Below are 21,967 nucleotides of genomic sequence, written 5' to 3'. Positions count from 1 at the left end.
GTGTCAAAATATTACAGCAGATTTTAAGTTGGTGAGAGGATGTTTGAAAAGTCCTGTGGTAGCAAAAAGTTTTAGATCCCCCTAAATCCCCCTTAAAAAGGGGGACTTTAAGAAGTTTTCCCCCCTTTTTAAGGGGGGCTAGGGGGGATCAAGAGGTGCTGAAAATTACAGCTAACCACTTTTCAAACAAACTCTGAGATACAAAATTATCCCGCCCTCGCCGATATAAATATCATCAAAGTTTTGTAGTTTGGGAAATATGCCCAAACTACTTATACAAGTTAAATATGGAACAGCTTATCTTTGTTTACTAACTGTCATACTACTACGAGCCTTCGTTTGTTACTTGAACAATGGATTGACTAGATTGGGCTAGATAGATACCCATTAAAACTACAGCAAAAGTTGCCCAGTCAAATAAACCTACTTGTTCTGAAAAAATGAACCAAGCAAAAATGGAAGCTAGGACTGGTTCTAAAAGAAGCGTGACGGCGACAACACCTGAAGAGATTCTGCTGAGGCTATAAGCTAAAAGTCCCTGACCCAAAACTTGGCAGAAGAGAGCTTGGAAAATGATGAAAAACCAACCCATCCAGGAATAGGGCAATAGTCTATCTTCGAGGAATGGTAGGACTGGTAGTAGAAACATTGTTGTCACTCCACAGCGCCACAGCATGATAGTTGCAGTGCTAAATCGGGTTCGGAGTCGTTCTATTAGCAGCATACACGTAGCCATGAAAACCGCAGTTAGTAATGCTAATGCATCACCTAATATTTGATCGGTTGCAAACTGCACCTTATTCAGTTCAAAGGCGATCGCTCCTCCCAAAGCGATAACCAAACCAATCACGAATCTGTTGTCGAAACGCCTACCAAATAACAGATATCCAGCCAAAGCAACAAATAAGGAGTTCAAATTAGACAGTAAAGCCACGTTAGCAACACTAGTTTGACTCAGCGCCCAAGCCCACAAGAGAAGGTAGGTTCCAGCAGAGGTTCCCATTGCCAACAATAGCCACACTTCTTGACTTGTAAAAGGCTTATGTTCTATGGATTGGTTATCAATCAAGCTAGGAGCAATACTGCCCCCTGCCCCTTTCCTCCTACCCCCTTCAACAGACTGTTGGTAGCGGAAAGCCTCAAGTCCATTCCACAGCCCAAAGACAACTGTTGCAATCCAACTGCGATGAAATACTACAGCATTGGCACCAATTTCTTGTTGGCAGAGTTTGGTCAGAGATGGTGCTAAAGATATGGGAATTAGGGCAAACAATAATGAGACAGTTCCTAATAAAGCTGGTGTTTCGGAAAACTGTTGCTTTAGTAATGACAGTTTGCTCGTCATACTTTTAACGAAAGTGTTAACTATATTTTTGACTGATTCCTGGAACGGATAATTAACAGTAGCTTGGCTAGATACGGCCAAGTATAAACCCATTAAAACTACAGCGAAACCTACCCAATTTGAGAAAGTTAATGTTTCCGAAAAAATTACCAGAGCGAAAATGCCGCTAAATACTGGCTCTAACAGATGCACCAAGGAGACAACCACAGATGAAAACTTGGCAAGGCTATAAGTCAAAAGCCCATGACCTAAAACTTGGCAAATCAGCGCCAATAAAATTACCCAAAGCCACCCACTGACTGTAGAGGGGAAAAGCTGATCTTGGGTGAACAAAAGTATGGGGAAGATGGCTAGAGCCGCGATCGCACAGATCCACAACTGAATTGTAGCTGGAGAAAATTTGGTTCGTAATTTTTCTACGATTAGTAGGTATGCACTCAATAAAACCGCCGAAACGATCGCAGCCAAGCTTCCTTGAACCTCATCTGTGGCGATTTGCAACTCCTCAAATTCAATAGCGATCGCTCCCCCAAGGGCGATGACCATCCCAATCAGGAATTGGTTCTCAAAACCCTGACGAAATAACAGCCACACGCCTAAGCTAGTAAATATGGGGGCGAGATTATGCAACACACTAGAAATCGCCACGCTAGTTTGAGTCAGCGACCAAGCCAACAATACTAAAGTGGCAGCCCAAAAAATACCAGCACCAAACAATAGTAAAAGATCCTGACTGGTGTAGGATTGCTGTTCTACAGGTTTGTCTCCAGAAAATCGCTGCCGTATTGCCTTGTATCCATGCCAGAGCAAGAAGGCCACAGTAGCTAGCCAAAAACGATTAAATACAGTGGCACTGGGGCTGAGTTCAATTTCGCTCAATTTCATAAAAATAGAGCCAAAAGAGATGGCACCTACACCTAGAAATAATGAAGCGATCGCTATCTTCGTTTGATTGGATACATTCATTAGGAAATTTAAATTCAACTTCTTAGCAATAATCGATCGAACTCTCTAACCAACCCAGTGTTCTTGGGCAAATCCTACAGCTATTTTGGCTAGTATTATCACAAAAGCGCCCAATATTAAATATCCTTGACGAGGATGGCGGGATAGCAGCATACCAATTGCGATGTTCAAAGGCACAATACCGTAGGCGAGACGACTTAAGGAAATAGTGCCTCCAGAGGCTAACAGTAAACCAATACCACAAAAGCCATAAATAACTGTAACTGGGGTCAGTTCCCTATGTAAACGCCACAACACATAGCCACCACCCAAGACCATGAACAAGTTGAGTAAGTTATTGATCCACTGTTCGCTTGCCAGAATCAACAAAAATAAGACTAAACCATAAAAGCCATAAAATAATTTTACAGAACTAAAACGTTGACGGAAATGCCATAAAAGGTAGCCACTGGCAACAATCACACCAAATAACAAGAGATACCAGGGGTCTGGAATCGCACTAGAAGAGTTTTTTACCCAACCAAATTGCCAATTTTTACTACCAACGACAATTTGCATGAACATATTTAACCAACCCTGCCAATCAAACCCCAGAGTTGGTCGCCATCCTTTCTGTGCTTCGATAAAAGCTAAAGGGTCGCCAAAATAAATCGCACAATACAAACTGAATAGAAGTATGCCAATAGCAGTAGTAAAACCAGCTATATAGGCAATGGGTGGTCGGCGTTCTTTCCAAGCTGCGATCGCTAATGCTGGAATTAGTGCCATACCTGTAGGACGTGTGGCTGTGGCCAGCGCGCCCCAAAGGGCAGTCCAGCCATATTGTTTTTGATCGAAAGCCCGCAAAGTCGCTGTACTCAAAAACAAATACAGCCCTTCTGTGTAAACCACCCCCGTAAACATGGAAGATGGATACAAAGAAAGCACAGCAGTTCCCCACTGCGCTGCATTGATCCCATAATTCTCTTTAATCCAAAAGTACAAACAGTAAAGGGCTGCGAAAAATGCCAAATTGTTGATTAACGTCCCTGCCAATTCAAACGGTAAGCCCAACTTCATCAAAACCCAGATGCTTAAGGGAAACAGGGGAAAGAAGGCCAGATTGTGTTGCTTGCCATCATTCACAAATTCATAGCCAGAAGTTGCGATCGCCCGATAATGTATACTATCCCAGGCATCAAAAACCCCCCAGCCAAAACGAGGCAAAAATTCTTCTGTTGGTAACGCTAGCTTTGGCGCAACCAGCAACATAGCTGTCCAAATCAATATTCGACTGGCAAGCCATATTGCTGCTGGAAACAGGAAATAATTTTTCCATAAAACTTTTTTTATAACTATCTGAACTTTGACCATAAGGTTGAGTGCTTCAACAAACTCCTTTGTGCATCCTCTTACCTATGGCTGTAACACAGCAATTTATGAGTAATATTTTGCATATTAAATCCTCCACCCACATAATTAACAAACTGGAAAAATTAGCAATTAATTGAAATTATTTCCTATTTGGTTACTTTTGCCAATTCTCTAAGAGTTTATCTTTAAAAATATAGTATTTATAAATACAGGTTTTGTCTAGTTATATGAAAATTTAGCAGCTTTAGGGTGTATTTTAAAAGTTGATTGATTATTCATCCACTTTTTGAGATTTATCTGTTATCAAACCTTGAAATTAACAGATTGTAGCTGGCGTAAGCACGAGGGCAAGGAGACGGAAAATTTTTCTTCTGCCCTCAACACGTCTCTCCTCTTCGTAATGTATCGATATATAGTGATTGCTGTGATTAAAGAGTCCTCAGCAATTTATAGTGGGAGTTGTCTGTAAATCCTTAAGCAATTGTGAAAGCGATTACTCTTGTTGGTTCCACTGGTTCTATTGGTACTCAGACTTTAGATATTGTCACTCAGTACCCAGATCAGTTTCGGATTGTGGGATTGGCAGCTGGTAGCAATGTGGAAATGTTGGCGGCTCAAATTCGGCAGTTTCGACCAGAAATAGCAGCCATTTGCTCAGAAGATAAATTACCAGCCCTCAAAGAAGCAATCATTGACCTCGATCCCCAACCGATTCTACTGGCAGGTGATGCCGGAGTGATAGAAGTCGCCCGTTATGGCGATTCGCAAACCGTTGTGACTGGGATCGTTGGTTGTGCTGGTTTGCTACCCACGATCGCAGCGATTGAAGCTGGTAAAGATATTGCCTTAGCGAACAAAGAAACCCTGATTGCTGGGGCCCCTGTGGTTCTACCCCTAGTCGAAAAACATGGTGTAAAATTACTCCCAGCCGATTCCGAACATTCCGCCATTTTTCAATGCCTCCAAGGTGTGCCAAAGGGCGGCTTGCGGAAAATTTTGCTGACTGCATCCGGTGGGGCTTTCCGCGACTGGGATGTAGAAAAGTTAGCAGATGTAACCGTTGCTGACGCTCTTAAGCATCCTAATTGGTCGATGGGGCGGAAAATCACTGTAGATTCTGCTACTTTGATGAATAAAGGGCTGGAAGTAATTGAGGCTCACTTTCTGTTTGGGTTGGATTATGACAATATCGAAATTGTCATTCATCCCCAGAGCATTATTCACTCGCTGATTGAACTGCAAGATACTTCAGTTTTAGCCCAACTCGGTTGGCCAGATATGCGCTTACCTTTGCTGTATGCGCTATCTTGGCCCGATCGCATCTACACCAACTGGGAACGACTAGATTTAGTCAAAGCTGGAAATTTAACCTTCCGCGAACCAGATCACCAAAAGTATCCTTGTATGCAGTTGGCTTATGCTGTGGGTAAAGCTGGTGGTTCCATGCCAGCTGTATTAAATGCCGCCAATGAGCAAGCTGTGGCTTTATTTTTAGATGAAAAAATTCGGTTTTTAGATATTCCCCGGTGTATCGAATTGGTGTGCGATCGCCATCAAAATGATCACCGTACTAATCCGTCTTTAGATGACATTTTGGCAGCAGATAAATGGGCAAGACAAGAAGTTTTAACAGCAATTGAAACCTTAGAAACTCACTCCCGGATAATTTCTCTGCGATAAAAACCTTCATTTAGATACCCAAAAGACAGATTTTATACTTCTCGATCAATTCTTGTTTAGCCTTCAGTCTAATGCTGAAGGCTAACGATGAAGCACTATTGGAGAAAATAGGCTGATAGTAGGATTTCAGCTATCTTAAAAACCTAAATAAATCTGAAATTTAGCGATCGCACTTTCTCTTCAACCCTAATAAATGCGTAGCCATAAGGCTTATGGAAGTGCAATCTGAGTCTCCCTGTACCCAAAAAATGCGTAGCCGTAAGGCTTGTCGTCAGACATCGCACTTGCTTAACATCATAAATGCGATCGCATGTAGCATTTAGCTTGCTACCTTGTTCAAAAAACTGTTGAAGCGATCGCTATCCATCAAGCGATTTTCCGACAGTATTCGTCGCACTGCAACTAAATGCAATGTTCTGACATACGCTTGTTGCTCGTAATTAGGCAGAACTATTAATGTACCAGATGATGGATGCTGGTAAATCTTTTGAGAGCCAAAGGTCTGCATGGTTACAAACCCTGTCTCTAAGAGCAATTTCTCTAATTCTGTGAATTTAATTTCTCTAACTATGATGACGAATCACTCCTTGTAACTGGTTGAGAACATTATTTTTAAATTTAGCAAATATTTCGATCGCCTGTCGATTTAATAGGTTGTCTTTAGATAAACGAACAGTTACACTATCACCAACATTTGATAAATCGAATCCTTCAACAAAATTTCAAATGAAACCCTGATACAACAGCCTTTTCATTCTCAGGATGTTTTCAAAAATCAAATCGGAGTCCTAATCTAACTCTTGTATCTTGTGATTATTGATACACAAAACTTAAAAAAGTCTTTCCAGTAATTCTGCCAAATTGCCAAATAAGTTGCCTTTTACCCGAATAATTGGATCGTTTTCAGCTAATATGGCATTGGCACAGTTAGACAAAAATCTGAGCTTTAGTATCTATTCCAAATTAGGTCTAATAGCTTTAGCACTAGTAATTTTTACTTCAGATAAAAATTTACCCTTTATAAATAAAGACCTTCTCAGACAAGGGCAATTATTAAGGAATTAATATATATGATTATTACGTTGATTATAGCTTGGATAATCTTCATAATATTATGGAAATTGCTGAAAGCAACCGTGAGTACTGCATTAACTCTTGCGGCAATCCTTGTTTTATTAAATATTAGTTTTGGCATTACTCCACAAGATATTTGGCATTATGTAACGCAGTTTGCTCAAAATCTGTCGCAGATCCAAACTGGAAAGTAAAAATATATACTTCACTTTTGCTAATGAAAGGTGAAGTATAAAATATGAAATGACAATTTTTCTTGGTCAATTGTTATTTAATGCTGAAATTTTCGCTAAGGCATCCTTAAAACTCGGCGGCAACTGACGCATAATCTTCCCTCTTTCACGATCTAAAGCTACTAAAGTCACCTTGGCAGTGACATACAATTCTTGTCCATCAGTTGAGACAATGGCATAATCCCAATTGATGCGGACACCAGTCACTTCAGCCATGCGGGTTTTTACCAACACTGCCATACCCAATTGAATTGAACGGTGATAGCGCACCGACAGTTCTACAACTGGTAAATCGCAGCCTATAGCAACTAAATCAGCAAATTCAATCCCTATAGATCGCAAGCACTCAATCCGCGCTTCTTCCATCCAAGCTATATAAGAACCGTGCCAGACAAGACCGGCATAATCAGTGTGGTGGGGTTGCACTCTCACAGGATATTCAAACCAATTCCCAAACTCGTGACTGGATGGATTATCAAGGGCGCTGGTTGGTGGTAGTTTTGGTTGACTGGATTTTTCTTCTGACATTTTCAAGTTTCTCAGTATCTATAAATTTTCTAAATTATTGAATAGCATAAAAATTAATTGTGTTGCCGGACTTATTGATTTAATATTTACCTTCCGATCGCAGGGAGTGTTTTGTTATGCAGCCTAATCTCCGGTATGTGAGTGTTAAAACATGAATTTAGAACTTGAAAAGAAGCTTTGGGAGGCAGGAAAACAAGAACAAGCATACCGCAAAGAAATATGGTATGAAATCATCGATTCTTTGTTAGATGATTTTCATCAGTTTGTTGGGCAGGATTTTCATCGCGATCCTGAAATTCAATTAAATATTGAAAACCCGAATTGTCCATCATTTGGTCGTTGGATATGGACTGATGAAAAAGGAGAATTCCCTCTATCTGTAACTTGGTCAGCCTTAATTGGTGGCGATATCATAGGAACTGAAGAGTCGGGGGATACTTTTCATGTTACTATTTTACTATTCTTATTCGATACTAGTGGTAACAATCGGTTACGTCTAAAAACAGGCGAAAGCTTTCTTTCGTTTGCTTTTGAAAAACAATCCAATTATAGTGGGTACTGGCGTAGTCTTGGCTGGTGTCAGGATGAATGGGGTGAATGGGAAAATCTTGGATAATTTGAAATAGTTCAATACAGTGAAAGCTATATATAATTATTGCTTGCGCTTAGAGACAATTAAAAGAAGCAAAATTATTGTGAATTTCCTTTTTTAATTCAATACAGATAAATTGTTTAGCTGTTGGTAAGTTTCTAAATCTAATAGTACTCCAACTTTTTCTCCCTGTGCATTAGTGACATATTGAACTGAGTCAGACATAGCTTTACTTAAGAATTTGGTTAATTTTATCGTAACCTATCATCAAAAATCCGGTTAAAGCAATTCAAGATACCCGACTTCTTCAATAAGTCGGAATCTAAATCCATATAGATGTAGAGACGTAAATCTTACGCCTCTACAAGAGTTTTGGTTGCAGAACTTATAACTTTTATGCTTCAAATCAGCAACACCAGAAATCGGATCTAATCAAGTAGGCTTATAGCCTATCATCCTACAGTTTGAAGCCAAGTCATAGTAGTTAATCTTCAACCGCAACATAAGGTTGTGGTTCTTGCAAGCGTTGGGCAATTTGTTCTCGTCGATACTTTGCAAGTTCGCTGTAAAGCCTCTTGCGAGAGAGATTCACACTTCCAACAGGTTCATGCTCTAGCAGTGTATGCCAAGGGGAAAACAGCAAACCCTCATCTAAGCGTTTGCGTTCTTCAAAGTCAAACTTCTGACTAGGAACACGGACAGTCGCAACTTTAATAAATGGTGAATCTACTTCTTGCCATTCCTGAACGTGGTCTTCAATCGGTGTTTTTTCATCGTCTACATAAAACTGAATTAGGAAGTCAAAAGACGCTTCTCGACCTTCTTCAGTCAAATATTTTACGAGCGTTTCTCGGAGGTAATTTTCTGATTCTGGAAGTGTTTCTGGTGGTTGTTCCGGCTGTTGAGATTTGACAGATAATTTTACAATCCGCTCACCAAATTTAAACGGAGCCATGCTCCAATATTGAATTAAAAGTGGATTTCCTACCTTGTGGCTGACAACTTTTTGCAAGATAGCAAAGGCGTAACCAAGTTCTTCCAGCCGTTCTGGGGAAAGTTGTCCACTACCTGCTTGGGAAAGATCGGCGTAATCACGAACGTCTTTGGTAAAGAAAGTAGGATAATTGTTGAGTATAAAATCTTGAGTTTTTTCTTCATCATCCAGGACTTTTTGCCCCTCCACATTCATCACCTTGATGGCGATACCGCGAACATCAGGCTGGCTGTCGGAGTGGAATTTACCACGTTTTTCAGGCGAACCACCACTAGAGAAACGAATCCATGCAGGATAGGTTTGGGGCGTTTTGAATAAACCTACTTTCAGGTTTTCAGGAAGATTGGGTTCAATAATAAACTCTCCCCAAAGGAGTCCATGACTTTTGCTATGAATTTGGCGGAGGTCTGGGCCTGTTTTTTGTTGAGCTTGGAGACTACTTGCGATAATCCCGTCGATTATTGCTTCCTGCTCAGTGGTAGATGACGTTGGATTAGTCATAAAACATTTTATGAGATGTCTTCATTATCCTGAATCCTTCAACCTTTGCGAGTCAATCCGGTTTCCGTACAAATAGCTTGTAGTGGTTTATCCCAAGGTTCTATAGGTATTTGGGACAGATAGGCAAAATCAAAGACAATTCCGATGGTCGGCTTTGTCTGCCACTGCGGTAAACTGAGCAAGCGATCGTAATATCCGCCGCCATAACCGAGGCGATATCCTTGATAATCGCAAGCTACACTCGGAACGAGAATCAAATCTACTTCGGTAGGGTCTAAGGTTGGCGCGTCGGGATGGGGTTCAGTAATGCCATAAGCGCCACTTTGGAGAGAATCTTCAGGTGTCCAAATATGCCAATGTATGGATTCATTAACGCAGCGAGGAAATCCCCAACGGTGTTTGGTGTTGGCAAATAGGGGGCTAAGGTCAGGTTCTTGACGAAAGCTGAAATAAGCGAGTATTGTTTTTGCTTGGGTAAACAAAGTAGAGTTTTGTAAATTAGAGCTAATGCGATCGCTTTTTTCTCTCCATTCTCCAACGGACATTGATTTACGTGTTTTGAGTAGAGTGCGGCGCAATTCTGCTTTATTTAGTTGATGATTAACTTTGTCCATAACAAATAGTCAAAAAAATAAGCTGGGGATCACCCAGCTTGTATCACTCTAAATTCAGCAGTACATAGTTATGTAGCGTGTTGACGATACCACTCAATGGTATTCTTCAGCCCTTCTTCAAAACTCACCTGAGCCGTGAAATTAAAGGCTTGCTTTGCTCGTTCAGTATCTAAACAGCGTCGGGGTTGACCATTAGGCTTATCAGTTTGCCAGACAATTTCACCCTTAAACTCCATCAATTCGCAGATTAGAGTTACTAAATCAAGGATAGAGATTTCATAACCAGTTCCTAAGTTAACTGGTTCCGATTCGTTATAGAATTGAGTTCCCATAACAATCCCCCGCGCTGCGTCTTCTGAATACAGAAACTCACGGGTAGGACTGCCATCACCCCAAACTGGGAGTTGCTTTTCGGCTTTAATTTGGGCTTCGTGAACTTTGCGAACTAACGCTGGAATAACGTGAGAACTTCCAGGGTCAAAGTTATCTTCTGGTCCATATAAATTTACTGGCAGTAGGTAAATCCCATTAAAACCGTACTGCTGACGGTAAGATTGCAATTGAACTAAAAGTGCTTTTTTTGCAATTCCGTAAGGGGCATTAGTTTCCTCTGGGTAGCCATTCCAAAGATCGTCTTCTTTGAATGGCACTGGAGTGAATTTAGGATAGGCGCAGATTGTGCCAACACAAACAAATTTTTCTACTCCAGCTTGATAGGCAGCATGAATTAGCTGGGTTCCCATGATCAAGTTATCGTAGAACAACTCTGCGGGTTTTTCGCGGTTTAAACCGATACCACCGACATGAGCTGCTAGGTGAATAATAATGTCTTGCTGGTCAACTACACGCTGGCTATTTTCCCAGACACGCAAATCGGAATCGTGCGATCGCGGTATTGTAATCTTCTCACGATCAGCCCCTGCTTTACACAGTTGATCTATCACCTGACGACCTAGAAACCCCGACCCACCAGTGACGAGAATGCGTTTATTTTTTAATTCTAAGGCAGTCATATTTTTATCCTCTGTGGTGCGGAATCAGAAGTGCAAAGCGCCCAGTGTTTGACGAATAGTCGCAATATCAGCTGGAAATTGTGAACCATTTCCATTGGGTGAAGTGTGACCCAATGCTTGTAAGTCTGCTTCTACCATTAGAGAAACTAGTTCTTCAAAGGTTACTGATGGTGCCCAGCCCAAGTTCTGCTGTGCTTTGGTAGAATCGCCAATCAACAACTCTACCTCAGATGGACGGAGGTAGCGCTCATCAAACTCTACATAATCTTGCCAATTAAGATTTACATAACTAAATGCCAGTTCCAAAAACTCGCGCACAGAATGGGTTTCACCAGTAGCAATTACGTAATCGTCTGGCTGGTCTTTCTGCAACATCAACCACATTGCTTTGACGTAATCCTTTGCATAGCCCCAATCTCGCTTGGCATCTAGATTACCCATGTAAATCTTTTTCTGCTTACCAGCAACAATACCAGCCACCGCTCTAGTAATTTTACGGGTTACAAAGGTTTCACCCCGCCGTGGTGACTCGTGGTTAAAAAGTATGCCATTACAAGCAAACAAATTATAAGACTCACGATAATTTATAGTTTGCCAGTGGGCGTAAACTTTCGCACAGGCGTAGGGACTGCGGGGATAAAAGGGCGTTGTCTCAGTTTGAGGTATTGCTTGTACTAAACCGTACATTTCTGAAGAACCCGCCTGGTAAAATCGCACCTGAATTCCGGTACGATGCTGGTAGTCTCGAATTGCTTCCAACAAACGCAATGTCCCCATTCCTACAGCATCTACTGTGTATTCTGGTGAATCAAAGCTGACTCTGACATGGGATTGAGCGCCGAGGTTGTAAATCTCTACTGGCTTTACGTCTTCTAAAATTCGCCGCAACGTTGTACCATCTGTCAAGTCACCGTAGTGAAGAAACAACCGTACTCCCTCTTTATGGGGATCTTCGTAAATGTGATCGATGCGGTCTGTGTTGAAGGTAGAAGTGCGGCGAATGATGCCATGAACCTCATAACCTTGTTCCAACAAAAACTCACTGAGATATGAACCATCTTGTCCAGTAATACCAGTAATCAACGCTCGCTTCTGTTGCGTCATGCTCAATTATCCCTTATTGTCTTTGATTAAAAAGTTACACCCGATCTGATACAACCTAGCAACTAATTGCTGAATTGCCTAATGGGAAACCTACGAATTATTGTTGTTATAAGACTTTTTCCGTAAATAAATATACTTAATGAAAAGTAATATACCACGTAAGTCTAACCTTTGATAGCTAAAGATTGTTTAATTATGTATATGTTCTTTTTTACCAGATAGCTGGAAAGTATTTTTATGTATGTTGTTTTTTGTCAAAGCTTCATATATCTCTGGTTTTGTGAAGACTTAATAAAATAAGCATTTTAAATTAGACCTCTGGCAAAAATGCGAATCAAGGCAAAAAGGCCAAAATATACACTCACAGAAGTCTTAAGTTAAGTAGAAAAACCCAAATTTTAGAAATAAATATCGGCAATCCTTGAGTCTTGAGCAAAGAATTGGTAATTAGGGGCATTAAATGCCCCACAGAATCGACCCTAAGTAGTTACTCAGTATGCACCGTTATTTTTGGGTAGAATTACCACATCAACAGTTTTCAAGATGATCCATAAATCAAGCCAGAAATTCCTAAATTTGACATAATGCAGGTCTATTTGGACTCTTCGAGGGTAGGGAATGTCATTACGCCCAGATACCTGCCATAAACCAGTAATTCCTGGACGGATTGTTAATATCTCATCAATGTGATAACCGTATTTTGGCAGTTCTTCTGCTACTAGAGGTCGGGGGCCGACTACACTCATGTCCCCTTTTAAAACGTTCCAGAACTGGGGAAATTCGTCTAAGCTAGTAATTCGCAAAAATCGACCAATTTTGGTAATCCTGGGGTCTTGTTTCAGCTTAAAACTGCTCTCAAATTCTTGTCGCAATTCGGGCGATGTTTCCATCATTTGCATGAGGATTTCGTCCGCATTGCTTACCATTGTTCGGAATTTAATACAATTAAACGCTTTGTAATTTTTCCCTACCCGTTCCTGGACATAAAAAATTGGGCCTTCTGAGCTAAAGGCAATCAGCAAGGTCAAAATTAAGTAGACGGGGAAGAACAAAATTAATACCGACAGCGAAAACACTATATCGAACAGTCGTTTGGCAAACTCTCCGTTTAAACCCTGAAAAGATAAACCTTTGGGCTTAACTTTTGGCGTCTTTGTTTTTTGACCGCGTTTTAAGAAACGCGTAGACGCTCTAGTGTCTTGCCTTACGCCTCGCTTGCCGGAGAGGAGTGAGCTCTGGGCAGTCATCATACTCCTTAATAATCCACACCACACATAGTCCCAATATTAAAGCCAAAATGAGGTGCTTCTGGGGGAAATTGCCAAAAGCCTAAAAAAATAAGACGTTAACCAAGACCATTATGGGAAAAATGGTCTTTTTTCGTTGCACTTGTTTACAAACTCTAGATAACGATCTGCAAAGATTTGCGGTGAGAACTGCGCGGCGTGCGATCGCATATACTCAGAATTAAAGGAACCTTCATACATTTCAAACTTTTCTACTGCCTCCACTAAAGCCGCCTCTGTTTGCGTCCTGAAAAATATACCTGTCCCTGTATCTACACAAGAGCCGATATCTCGCACTGTTTCTAGAGCTCCCCCTGCACCATAAGCAATTACTGGCGTGCCGCAGGCCTGTGCCTCCACTAGGGCAATACCAAAATCTTCACAAGCTGCATACACAAACGCCTTAGCTCTAGACATATATTTTTTTACCACATTATCGGGTTGCCAACCGAGTATTTGGATATTTGAGTTTGCCATCTCACGAATCTTGTTCATTTCATCTCCTGTACCAATGACTACTAATGGTCGTTTTAGTTGATTAAAAGCATTGACAATCAAGGATATTTGCTTGTAACTCACTAATCGGGAAACTGTCAGATAAAAGTCGTCTTTCTCAGACAGAAACGGAAATTCCGCAATATTCACTGGTGGGTAAATGACTGTTGCTTCTCTTCGATAGCAACGCCAAATCCGCCGAGCTGTGTGCTGCGAGTTGGCAATGAAGTAATCAACGCGATTGGCGCTCAATACATCCCACTGACGCAAACGATGTAATAAATATCGTGTCACCCACCCAGGTAAACCACTACCCAGTTTGCTGTGGCGTAGATAATCAAAAGTTAAGTCCCAGGCATAGCGCATTGGGCTGTGACAGTAGCAAATATGCATCTGTTCGGGAGTGGTAAGGATTCCTTTGGCAACAGCGTGAGATGAAGACAGAATTACATCATAATGTCGCAAATCAAGTTGTTCGATTGCCAAAGGCCACAAAGGTAAGTATTTTTGTATACCATTGCGGGCATAAGGAAAGTTTTGGAGAAACGTCTTGCCAATCTGACGCTTGTACAAATAACTTTCTTTATTACTGGATTCAAAATCTATGAGAGCATACAAATCAGCATCAATGTGATTCAAAATTTCTCGGACAACGAGTTCTGAACCACCTGTGGCTTTGGGTGTCAGCCACTCATGAACTAGAGCATATTTCAAAGGCACAGCTAAAGAATTCAAAATTCAAAATTGAAGATAGTTTTCTTAGACTCCGACCGAAAAGTTTCCCCTTGTGATTAATTAACGGGAAGCGCCCCAGATTAGCACACAAGACGCAATCTTTCCTTCAGAGGTTCCAGATGGATACGGCAACCTGATAATCTCAGAATGGGTATGGGGCGTTAGGAGTAGAGACGCGATGAATCGCGTCTGTACAAGAGTTAGGAGTTTTGTTTATCTCCCTTGTCTCCCTTGTCTCCCCTACTCTCTACTCTCTTGATGAAAACTGATATAGAAAGGGTGAATTTATGCGAATTCTGATTATGGGTGGTACTCGGTTCATTGGTGTCTATTTGACTCAACTATTAGTGGAAGAAGGACATGAGGTGGTGCTGTTCAATCGTGGGAATCGCCCAGCACCTTCTTTACAGGGAGTAGGACAAATTATAGGCGATCGCACTGACGCTAACCAATTAAAGGCAAAGTTATCACAAGAAAATTTTGATGTCATTTTTGACAATAATGGGCGAGAACTTACTGATACTCAACCACTAGCAGAAATTTTTAAAGACCGAGTGCAACATTTTGTGTATATGAGTTCTGCGGGGGTGTATCTCAAATCTGACCAACTACCCCATGTCGAAGGAGATTTAGTAGATCCTAAAAGTCGGCATAAGGGTAAACATGAAACAGAAGCTTACTTAACTCAATTAGGATTGCCCTTTACTTCTATTCGTCCTACTTATATTTACGGGCCTCGTAATTATAATGAGTTGGAAGGTTGGTTTTTTGACAGAATTGTGCGCGATCGCCCCGTTCCGATTCCCGGAAATGGGTTGCATATTACTCAGCTAGGTCATGTCAAAGATTTAGCACAGGCAATGACTCAGGTTTTAGGCAATAAACAAGCCATAGGGCAGATTTATAATATCTCTGGCGATCGCTTTGTCACTTTTGATGGTTTAGCCCGTGCCAGTGCTGTAGCGGCTGGTAAATCACCTGATGCTGTAAAAATCGTCCACTATGACCCGAAAAAGTTTGATTTCGGCAAGCGCAAAGCTTTTCCGATGCGGGTGCAGCATTTCTTTGCTTCGGTGAATAAAGCGCAAACAGAATTAAATTGGCATCCTGAATATGATTTGATTTCTGGTTTACAAGACTCTCTGGAAAATGATTATTTAGCTAATGCAAAAGACAAAGCTGAAGTAGATTTTTCTGTCGATGAGGAAATTTTAAATAATTCGTAATTCGTAATTCGTAATTATCAAACAGAATTCAGAATGAATTCTGAATTCTGACCGAAAAGGCTGAATTTACATACATCAAAATTTTTTCTGGCATTCTTTGGATGACATTATCATTCGTTATTAAAGTTATCGAACAAATAATGATAAATTGCAGGTAAAACACTGGTAGGGTGAATTAATGAAATTTAATTCACCTGAAATTTAATATTTATTTCATAAATGATCTGCAACTCACAAACAGCAGACGGTTGGCATGGAAAACTTAATTTAGTCTACGCCGATCGCCAAAATAAAACCCAGTTAATTTACAATCACCAACAAGCGCCTCTGAAGGTACAACGCCCATTTTACCCAGAGGGCGAAAGAGTTTGTCATAGCGTCATTTTACACACGGCTGGGGGAGTTGTGGGAGGCGATCGCCTTTCCTCTAATGTCCACCTCCAACCCCAAGCCCAAACCTTAATTACCACGGCTGCTGCAAGCAAGATATACCGCAGTAATGCACTGCAAGCTAGACAAAGCATCCAGATACAAGTTGATGCTGGCGCTTGTTTAGAATGGTTGCCGCAAGAGACAATTTTATTTAACGGGGCGATTTATCGGCAAGATTTACGGGTAGAATTAGCAACCGGGGGCAGTTGGTTAGGCTGGGAAATTACCCGATTTGGTCGCACTGCTAGAGGAGAGAGATTTTACCTTGGAGAATGGCGATCGCATACCGAAATTTGGCAACAAGGTATTCCTTTATGGATCGATCGCCAATACTTACCGGGTAGTGAAGATGTTTTTCACAGTCCTCATGGCTTGGCTGGAAAACCAATCGTAGGTAGTCTAGTTTGGGTTGGTGGTGCAGTTTCCGCAGAAATCATCGAAAAAACGCGAAATTTATGGCATGGGGAAGGAGAAGCGGGTGTTAGTCGGTTACAACATGGATTATTGTGTCGATATCGCGGTACTTCTACATCTGAGGTGAGAAACTGGTTTATTGATGTTTGGCAGTTGCTGCGAGTTTCTTTTTTGAATCGTGGTAATTGTATACCAAGAGTATGGCAGGTTTAAACTAACCGCAGAGGCGCAGAGAACACAGAGGAGATAGGAATGCAACTTACGCCGCAGGAAAAAGATAAGCTATTAATTTTTACTGCTGCTTTATTAGCAGAACGACGTAAAGGAAGGGGTTTAAAACTGAATTATCCTGAAGCGATCGCTTATATTTCTGCTGCCATTTTAGAAGGTGCAAGAGATGGGCAAACTGTAGCTGAATTAATGAGTTATGGTACAACTCTCTTAACGCAAGATGATGTCATGGAAGGTATACCTGAAATGGTGCATGACGTACAGGTAGAAGCAACTTTTCCTGATGGCACAAAGTTAGTAACAGTACATAATCCAATTCGTTAAGTTTGGAACTTTGAATTTATTATGATTCCTGGAGAAATTATCACACTAGAAGGTGAAATTGAACTAAATGTTGGTCGTCCAACTATAAAATTACAAGTGTCAAATACAGGCGATCGCCCCATACAAGTTGGTTCCCACTATCACTTTTATGAAGTTAACACCGCCTTAAACTTTGACAGAGAACAAGCCAGAGGAATGCGCCTCGATATCCCCGCAGGAACCGCAGTTCGCTTTGAACCAGGCGACGAAAAAGAAATCACACTAATCCCCCTCGTCGGTACTCGCCAAATCTACGGCTTCAACGCCAAAATTAACGGAAACCTCTAAAAACCCTCCGCGAACCTCTGCACTTTCCTTAGCGTCCCTTTGCATTTAAAAAAGCTTATTGAATAGGTTTAATTTCAAACTCTAATTTTGAACGATAAAAACAAACATCGAATTCCAAGAAAAAATTTGTTTGTCCAAGAATTAAAGGAGCATTAAGACTGATTACCCATGCAAATACTAACTCCACAGGTGGAAAATTGCTAATTTCAGCCCTTGCGAAAAATGGTATAGCAGCTTGATTGCTGAGATTTCCTGCCAATTGAATAATAGCTTTACGCTCATCCCAAATTCCACCCAACTGAAGCCCTAGTTCATAGGGCATAACATTGACAGTAGCACCGCTATCAACTAAACCGCTTACTTCTATGCTGTGATTTTCTCGACTTAAAACTAGGGGAATTCTGGGTAAGCTATCAAATTCGTTTTGAGTGGAACTTGTGGTTGAATAATTAAACCGCATAGAGGTTAATCACTCGAATCCTGTGATTTGAGTGCTTCCATCATGACTGCACCAGCCCCAAAGCTATTATAAGGAGTAGGTAAATCGTAAGTTTTGAAGGGTTCCAATGGAGAAATATCCTCGGCTGTATCTAAATCTTCGGCAAGGATGCGAATTAACTTGAGCTTTTCTGATGGAGAAAGCTTTCGAGCTATAGGAATTATATCTGCTAGGGTCATTCTGTCTACGCCTTCAAGAACGCTCATTTATAGCATAAACCAAATTCTCGAAAGCCCCTTGGTTTTTACCATCTTGTAGAGAATTGCATAATTTCACAAACCCAATATTTAGCTTAATTGATTAATTATTTGAATTACATTCTGAATTACATTCTAGAGAATTCCACGCCCCTCTCTCCGTTTCAAGTAGGCGGCCAACTGAGCAGGTGATTTTAACTTAACAACTTGCTGGCATCCAGTGTGAGGACATGCGAGAAAAAACATATCCAGAGCAACACCTGAATGATGAATTTTTTCACGTAATATCATGGGCAAATGATGCACCGGACAAAGTATTTCATCATCTTTTTCTTTCAGATGTGACTTTATTCGGGAGATTGTTGCTTTTTTTACAGAGGTATCATCAAATATTGTAGAAAGTTGTTGGTTTGAAACTTGAAATTCAAAAATATCAGACTTATGAAGAAAACCTACATCCATAGCTGTAAAGCTCTTTGTTCTTTTGCATTGTAGAGGCAGGTTATTGTAGAAGCCAGTACAAGCCCAGAAAAAGTCACTAAGTTGGTAAAGACTGCCATCAAGACGCTTTTGAGACTGCAAAATCATCGCTTTTCCGCAACTGCATTTTTTCTCTAAGACAACTTGACCCATGTGAAATTGCAGTATATGAACCTTATCAGTGTCTAAAGTTGAGGTTTCGTAGTCTTCAGGACTTGCACACTGATCTTCCGCAATTTCTTCCGATTTAAGTTCTTGATATTCCTTAAATTTATCAGTTCGCAAAAGCTCTAGTTCTTGCTTGTGTTCTTGATCTTGCCGGGATATATGGCCGTCACGTCGTTCTTTGCGTTCAAGTTCAACAACCTCAACATCAATTATCTCAAGTTCCTCAGTTACATTTTTAGCAGTCTTGTTACTATAAGAACTATTTGTCTGTTGACTTGAAGAGTCTTTATTGCTGCGGGACTTAGCCCAATGACGAATGACTTCTACTGTATGACGAATAACCTCTACAGCAGTACATCTTACAAACTCTCTGAGGACTGTTGTACCAGCAGCAAATAGTGCTTCAAATAACATATAATTAAATGCCAAATCTGATTAAATTTTAGATGTAACTCTAGATAATGCAGAGTACATTTGCTTTCTTAGCTTACCTGTGTAAACATTGGGATATAATCTGTATTTATACGGAAATTTTTCAGCAAATGTGCCAAATATTCTTCGTCACTGTTAACTTCAGTTTTATTTCATTAATATTTATTTCCCTAAATTTACTGCCATCGTAAAAATATCAAGTTAGACAAAAATTATCACCTTATCCCCATAACGGTGCTGAAAAATATTAAAATCAACACCATCGTCAGGAGTAGCATTATGCCTTACAGAATGGATCGCCGCGCCTACGCCGAAACCTATGGGCCAACAGTAGGCGATCGCATCCGACTTGCAGATACAGAATTATTTATTGAAGTTGAACAAGATTTCACCAACTACGGCGATGAAGTGAAATTTGGCGGCGGTAAAGTTATCAGAGACGGGATGGGACAATCCCCCATTTCTAACGCTGATGGTGCTGTAGATTTAGTCATTACTAATGCCTTAATTCTCGATTGGTGGGGTATTGTTAAAGCGGATATCGGCATTAAAGATGGCAAAATTTTCAAAATTGGTAAAGCCGGAAATCCTTATATTCAAGACAATATAGATATCATTATCGGACCCGGAACCGAAGCCTTAGCTGGTGAAGGAATGATTCTCACTGCTGGCGGTATTGATGCCCATATTCATTTTATTTGCCCCCAACAAATTGAAGTGGCGATCGCTTCCGGCATAACCACCATGATCGGCGGTGGTACTGGCCCAGCTACGGGTACAAATGCCACTACCTGCACCCCTGGCCCTTGGAATATTTACCGAATGCTGCAAGCTGCTGATGCTTTTCCCGTCAACTTAGGGTTTTTAGGAAAAGGTAACGCCAGTCAACCCCAAGGACTTGTAGAACAAGTAGCCGCCGGTGCAATGGGGTTAAAACTTCATGAAGATTGGGGAACTACACCCGCAGCAATTGATACTTGCCTCAGTGTTGCCGATGTTTATGATGTACAAGTAGCAATTCATACTGATACATTGAATGAAGCCGGATTTGTGGAAGATACGATCGCAGCTTTCAAAAATCGTACCATCCACACCTACCACACCGAAGGCGCAGGGGGTGGACACGCACCAGATATCATCAAGGTTTGCAGCCAAGCCAATGTTTTGCCATCTTCCACCAATCCCACACGTCCTTACACCGTCAACACTTTAGATGAACACCTGGATATGTTGATGGTATGTCATCATCTTGATCCTGCGATCGCTGAAGATGTCGCTTTTGCCGAATCTCGCATCCGCCGAGAAACCATTGCTGCTGAAGACATTTTGCACGACTTAGGCGCATTTAGCATGATTTCTTCTGATTCTCAGGCAATGGGAAGGGTAGGCGAAGTGATAATTCGCACCTGGCAGACATCTCACAAAATGAAGGTACAACGAGGAACTCTTAACCCACAAGGAACTGAGGAAAAAGCAGACAATTTTCGCGCAAAAAGGTATGTTGCTAAGTATACGATTAATCCAGCGATCGCTCACGGAATTGCTCAATATGTGGGTTCAGTGGAAGAGGGAAAATTAGCAGATTTATGTTTGTGGCGACCTGCATTTTTTGGCGTGAAACCAGAGATAGTTATTAAAGGCGGAATGATTGCATGGGCGCAAATGGGCGATGCTAACGCCAGTATTCCCACACCACAACCCGTTTATATGCGATCGATGTTTGGTAGTTTTGGCGGTGCGCGTCATGCCACATCATTAACTTTTGTTTCGCAAGCAGCTTTAGAGAAAGAAATTCCCAGCCAGCTAGGTTTACAAAAGGCAGCAGTTGCAGTTTCTGGGACACGCAAATTGAGTAAGCGGGATATGAAGCTGAATGATGCACTACCCCACATTGAAGTAGATCCAGAAACATATCAAGTTAGGGCTGATGGAGAGTTGCTGATTTGTGAACCTGCGACAATTTTACCAATGGCACAGAGGTACTTTTTGTTTTAATTCATGACCGAGCAACTTACTGATTACGATAGTCCTTGGAAAGAAGTCAAAATAATTCGTAATTGATAATGACGCGACGCTCGAAGACTCGCTACCGCTCCGCTATCGCGGACTCGCTACCGCTACGCTAACGTAATTCGTAATTATTATCCCACAACTAAAGTCACTTGCTTCAAAATAATAATGCTACGCGCTTTTGTGTGTTCATTGATTAATCAAGTTACTCTCTATTCTTCAATTACGAATTACGAATTACGAATTACGAATTACGAATTAGTAATTAGATTGTGATGGCGCATCTCAAGACCAAGGCAACGCAACGAAACCCACAAAATCGGCTACAGTGGAAACTAAGCCTAGTCAGATGGCTGTATGAACGGGGATATAGCCGGGAAGATATTCGGGAACTATTTCGGTTTATCGACTGGGTGATGGTTTTGCCAAAAGAGTTGGCGCTTAGTTTTAAAACAGAAGTGAGAAGTTACGAAGAGGCAGATAAAATGCGGTACGTAACTAGTATTGAAAGGCTAGCAAAAGAAGAAGGAATTGTCGAAAATGCTAGAGAAAACATCATTACAGTGCTAGAAACACGATTTGGAGAAGTGTCAAACTCTATTGTCGAAGTTATCAATAAGATAGAAGAACCATCTGTACTCAAAATGCTTCATAAAAGTGCGATGTCTACGACGGGCTTCGCCTACGCAATTCCTTCCACAACAGAATTTCAGC

The 21,967-nt window shown here is 41.1% G+C and carries 21 protein-coding genes and 1 pseudogene; 9 read left to right on the top strand and 13 right to left on the bottom strand.

The window, feature by feature from the left end; translation table 11 throughout:
• Positions 1-325: 325 nt before the first annotated feature.
• Both HWQ37_RS26290 and HWQ37_RS26285 read right to left on the bottom strand, forming a co-directional pair.
• A complete protein-coding gene (locus tag HWQ37_RS26290; protein ID WP_292752995.1) occupies positions 326-2,311 on the bottom strand; it encodes a DMT family transporter in 1,986 nt (661 codons plus the stop codon).
• A gap of 45 nt (positions 2,312-2,356) precedes the next feature.
• Complete coding sequence (locus tag HWQ37_RS26285; RefSeq protein ID WP_292752992.1) at positions 2,357-3,664, bottom strand: mannosyltransferase family protein; 1,308 nt, start codon at positions 3,662-3,664, stop codon at positions 2,357-2,359.
• Between the two features lie 483 nt (positions 3,665-4,147).
• On the opposite strand from HWQ37_RS26285, the gene dxr reads away from it, so the two are divergent.
• Complete coding sequence (dxr, locus tag HWQ37_RS26280) at positions 4,148-5,344, top strand: 1-deoxy-D-xylulose-5-phosphate reductoisomerase (protein WP_292752989.1); 1,197 nt, start codon at positions 4,148-4,150, stop codon at positions 5,342-5,344.
• Positions 5,345-5,663: 319 nt separating this feature from the next.
• Here dxr and HWQ37_RS26275 read toward each other — a convergent pair whose 3' ends face one another.
• Positions 5,664-5,852: a type II toxin-antitoxin system HicA family toxin gene (locus tag HWQ37_RS26275; protein ID WP_292752986.1), complete on the bottom strand. Its 189-nt coding sequence runs from the start codon at positions 5,850-5,852 to the stop codon at positions 5,664-5,666.
• 562 nt (positions 5,853-6,414) lie between these two features.
• Between HWQ37_RS26275 and HWQ37_RS26270 the strand changes: the two genes are divergently transcribed.
• Positions 6,415-6,612, top strand: a complete 198-nt coding sequence (locus HWQ37_RS26270) for a hypothetical protein (protein ID WP_251956093.1) — start codon at positions 6,415-6,417, stop codon at positions 6,610-6,612.
• A 66-nt stretch (positions 6,613-6,678) separates the two neighbouring features.
• On the opposite strand, the gene HWQ37_RS26265 is transcribed toward HWQ37_RS26270, so the two are convergent.
• A complete protein-coding gene (locus HWQ37_RS26265; RefSeq protein ID WP_292752982.1) occupies positions 6,679-7,179 on the bottom strand; it encodes an acyl-CoA thioesterase in 501 nt (166 codons plus the stop codon).
• Positions 7,180-7,330: 151 nt separating this feature from the next.
• Here HWQ37_RS26265 and HWQ37_RS26260 point away from each other — a divergent pair, with 151 nt between their 5' ends.
• Positions 7,331-7,795 (top strand): hypothetical protein, encoded by a 465-nt coding sequence (locus HWQ37_RS26260; protein WP_292752979.1) that lies wholly within the window; start codon positions 7,331-7,333, stop codon positions 7,793-7,795.
• 460 nt (positions 7,796-8,255) lie between these two features.
• Here HWQ37_RS26260 and HWQ37_RS26255 read toward each other — a convergent pair whose 3' ends face one another.
• The 6 genes from HWQ37_RS26255 to HWQ37_RS26230 all read right to left on the bottom strand — a co-directional run bounded on the left by HWQ37_RS26255 (position 8,256) and on the right by HWQ37_RS26230 (position 14,498).
• On the bottom strand, positions 8,256-9,266 hold the full coding sequence (locus HWQ37_RS26255; RefSeq protein WP_292752976.1) for a catalase family protein: 1,011 nt from the start codon (positions 9,264-9,266) through the stop codon (positions 8,256-8,258).
• 38 nt (positions 9,267-9,304) lie between these two features.
• The gene (locus HWQ37_RS26250) at positions 9,305-9,880 is read right to left on the bottom strand and encodes a 5-formyltetrahydrofolate cyclo-ligase (protein WP_292752973.1); all 576 of its coding nucleotides are present in this window, start codon (positions 9,878-9,880) and stop codon (positions 9,305-9,307) included.
• Positions 9,881-9,948: 68 nt separating this feature from the next.
• Positions 9,949-10,893, bottom strand: a complete 945-nt coding sequence (locus tag HWQ37_RS26245; RefSeq protein WP_292752970.1) for a GDP-L-fucose synthase family protein — start codon at positions 10,891-10,893, stop codon at positions 9,949-9,951.
• A gap of 24 nt (positions 10,894-10,917) precedes the next feature.
• The gene (gmd, locus tag HWQ37_RS26240) at positions 10,918-11,997 is read right to left on the bottom strand and encodes a GDP-mannose 4,6-dehydratase (protein WP_292752967.1); all 1,080 of its coding nucleotides are present in this window, start codon (positions 11,995-11,997) and stop codon (positions 10,918-10,920) included.
• Between the two features lie 491 nt (positions 11,998-12,488).
• Positions 12,489-13,244 (bottom strand): undecaprenyl-phosphate galactose phosphotransferase family protein, encoded by a 756-nt coding sequence (locus tag HWQ37_RS26235; protein WP_292753040.1) that lies wholly within the window; start codon positions 13,242-13,244, stop codon positions 12,489-12,491.
• A 111-nt stretch (positions 13,245-13,355) separates the two neighbouring features.
• Entirely contained in the window at positions 13,356-14,498 is a 1,143-nt protein-coding gene (locus HWQ37_RS26230) for a glycosyltransferase (protein ID WP_292753037.1), read from the bottom strand.
• A 302-nt stretch (positions 14,499-14,800) separates the two neighbouring features.
• Here HWQ37_RS26230 and HWQ37_RS26225 point away from each other — a divergent pair, with 302 nt between their 5' ends.
• From HWQ37_RS26225 to HWQ37_RS26210, 4 genes are all read left to right on the top strand, one after another.
• Positions 14,801-15,739, top strand: coding sequence for an NAD-dependent epimerase/dehydratase family protein (locus tag HWQ37_RS26225; protein ID WP_292752964.1), 939 nt, complete (start codon positions 14,801-14,803; stop codon positions 15,737-15,739).
• A 219-nt stretch (positions 15,740-15,958) separates the two neighbouring features.
• Positions 15,959-16,798, top strand: coding sequence for an urease accessory protein UreD (locus tag HWQ37_RS26220; RefSeq protein ID WP_292752962.1), 840 nt, complete (start codon positions 15,959-15,961; stop codon positions 16,796-16,798).
• Positions 16,799-16,837: 39 nt separating this feature from the next.
• Positions 16,838-17,140: an urease subunit gamma gene (gene ureA / locus HWQ37_RS26215; protein ID WP_292752959.1), complete on the top strand. Its 303-nt coding sequence runs from the start codon at positions 16,838-16,840 to the stop codon at positions 17,138-17,140.
• Positions 17,141-17,161: 21 nt separating this feature from the next.
• A complete protein-coding gene (locus HWQ37_RS26210; protein WP_292752956.1) occupies positions 17,162-17,467 on the top strand; it encodes an urease subunit beta in 306 nt (101 codons plus the stop codon).
• A gap of 55 nt (positions 17,468-17,522) precedes the next feature.
• Here HWQ37_RS26210 and HWQ37_RS26205 read toward each other — a convergent pair whose 3' ends face one another.
• The 3 genes from HWQ37_RS26205 to HWQ37_RS26195 form a co-directional block, all read right to left on the bottom strand.
• The gene (locus HWQ37_RS26205) at positions 17,523-17,927 is read right to left on the bottom strand and encodes a pepsin/retropepsin-like aspartic protease family protein (protein ID WP_292752953.1); all 405 of its coding nucleotides are present in this window, start codon (positions 17,925-17,927) and stop codon (positions 17,523-17,525) included.
• Between the two features lie 5 nt (positions 17,928-17,932).
• Complete coding sequence (locus HWQ37_RS26200) at positions 17,933-18,172, bottom strand: hypothetical protein (RefSeq protein ID WP_292752951.1); 240 nt, start codon at positions 18,170-18,172, stop codon at positions 17,933-17,935.
• Between the two features lie 126 nt (positions 18,173-18,298).
• On the bottom strand, positions 18,299-19,225 hold the full coding sequence (locus HWQ37_RS26195; RefSeq protein ID WP_292752948.1) for a hypothetical protein: 927 nt from the start codon (positions 19,223-19,225) through the stop codon (positions 18,299-18,301).
• 297 nt (positions 19,226-19,522) lie between these two features.
• Between HWQ37_RS26195 and ureC the strand changes: the two genes are divergently transcribed.
• The gene (gene ureC / locus HWQ37_RS26190; protein WP_292752945.1) at positions 19,523-21,238 is read left to right on the top strand and encodes an urease subunit alpha; all 1,716 of its coding nucleotides are present in this window, start codon (positions 19,523-19,525) and stop codon (positions 21,236-21,238) included.
• 290 nt (positions 21,239-21,528) lie between these two features.
• Positions 21,529-21,967, top strand: a pseudogene (locus HWQ37_RS26185) (transposase); the annotation flags it as partial.

The sequence above is a fragment of the Nostoc sp. NMS4 genome (assembly GCF_017115095.1).
Classification (GTDB): Bacteria; Cyanobacteriota; Cyanobacteriia; order Cyanobacteriales; family Nostocaceae; genus Nostoc.
This window is presented reverse-complemented; position numbering and strand designations above follow the sequence as displayed.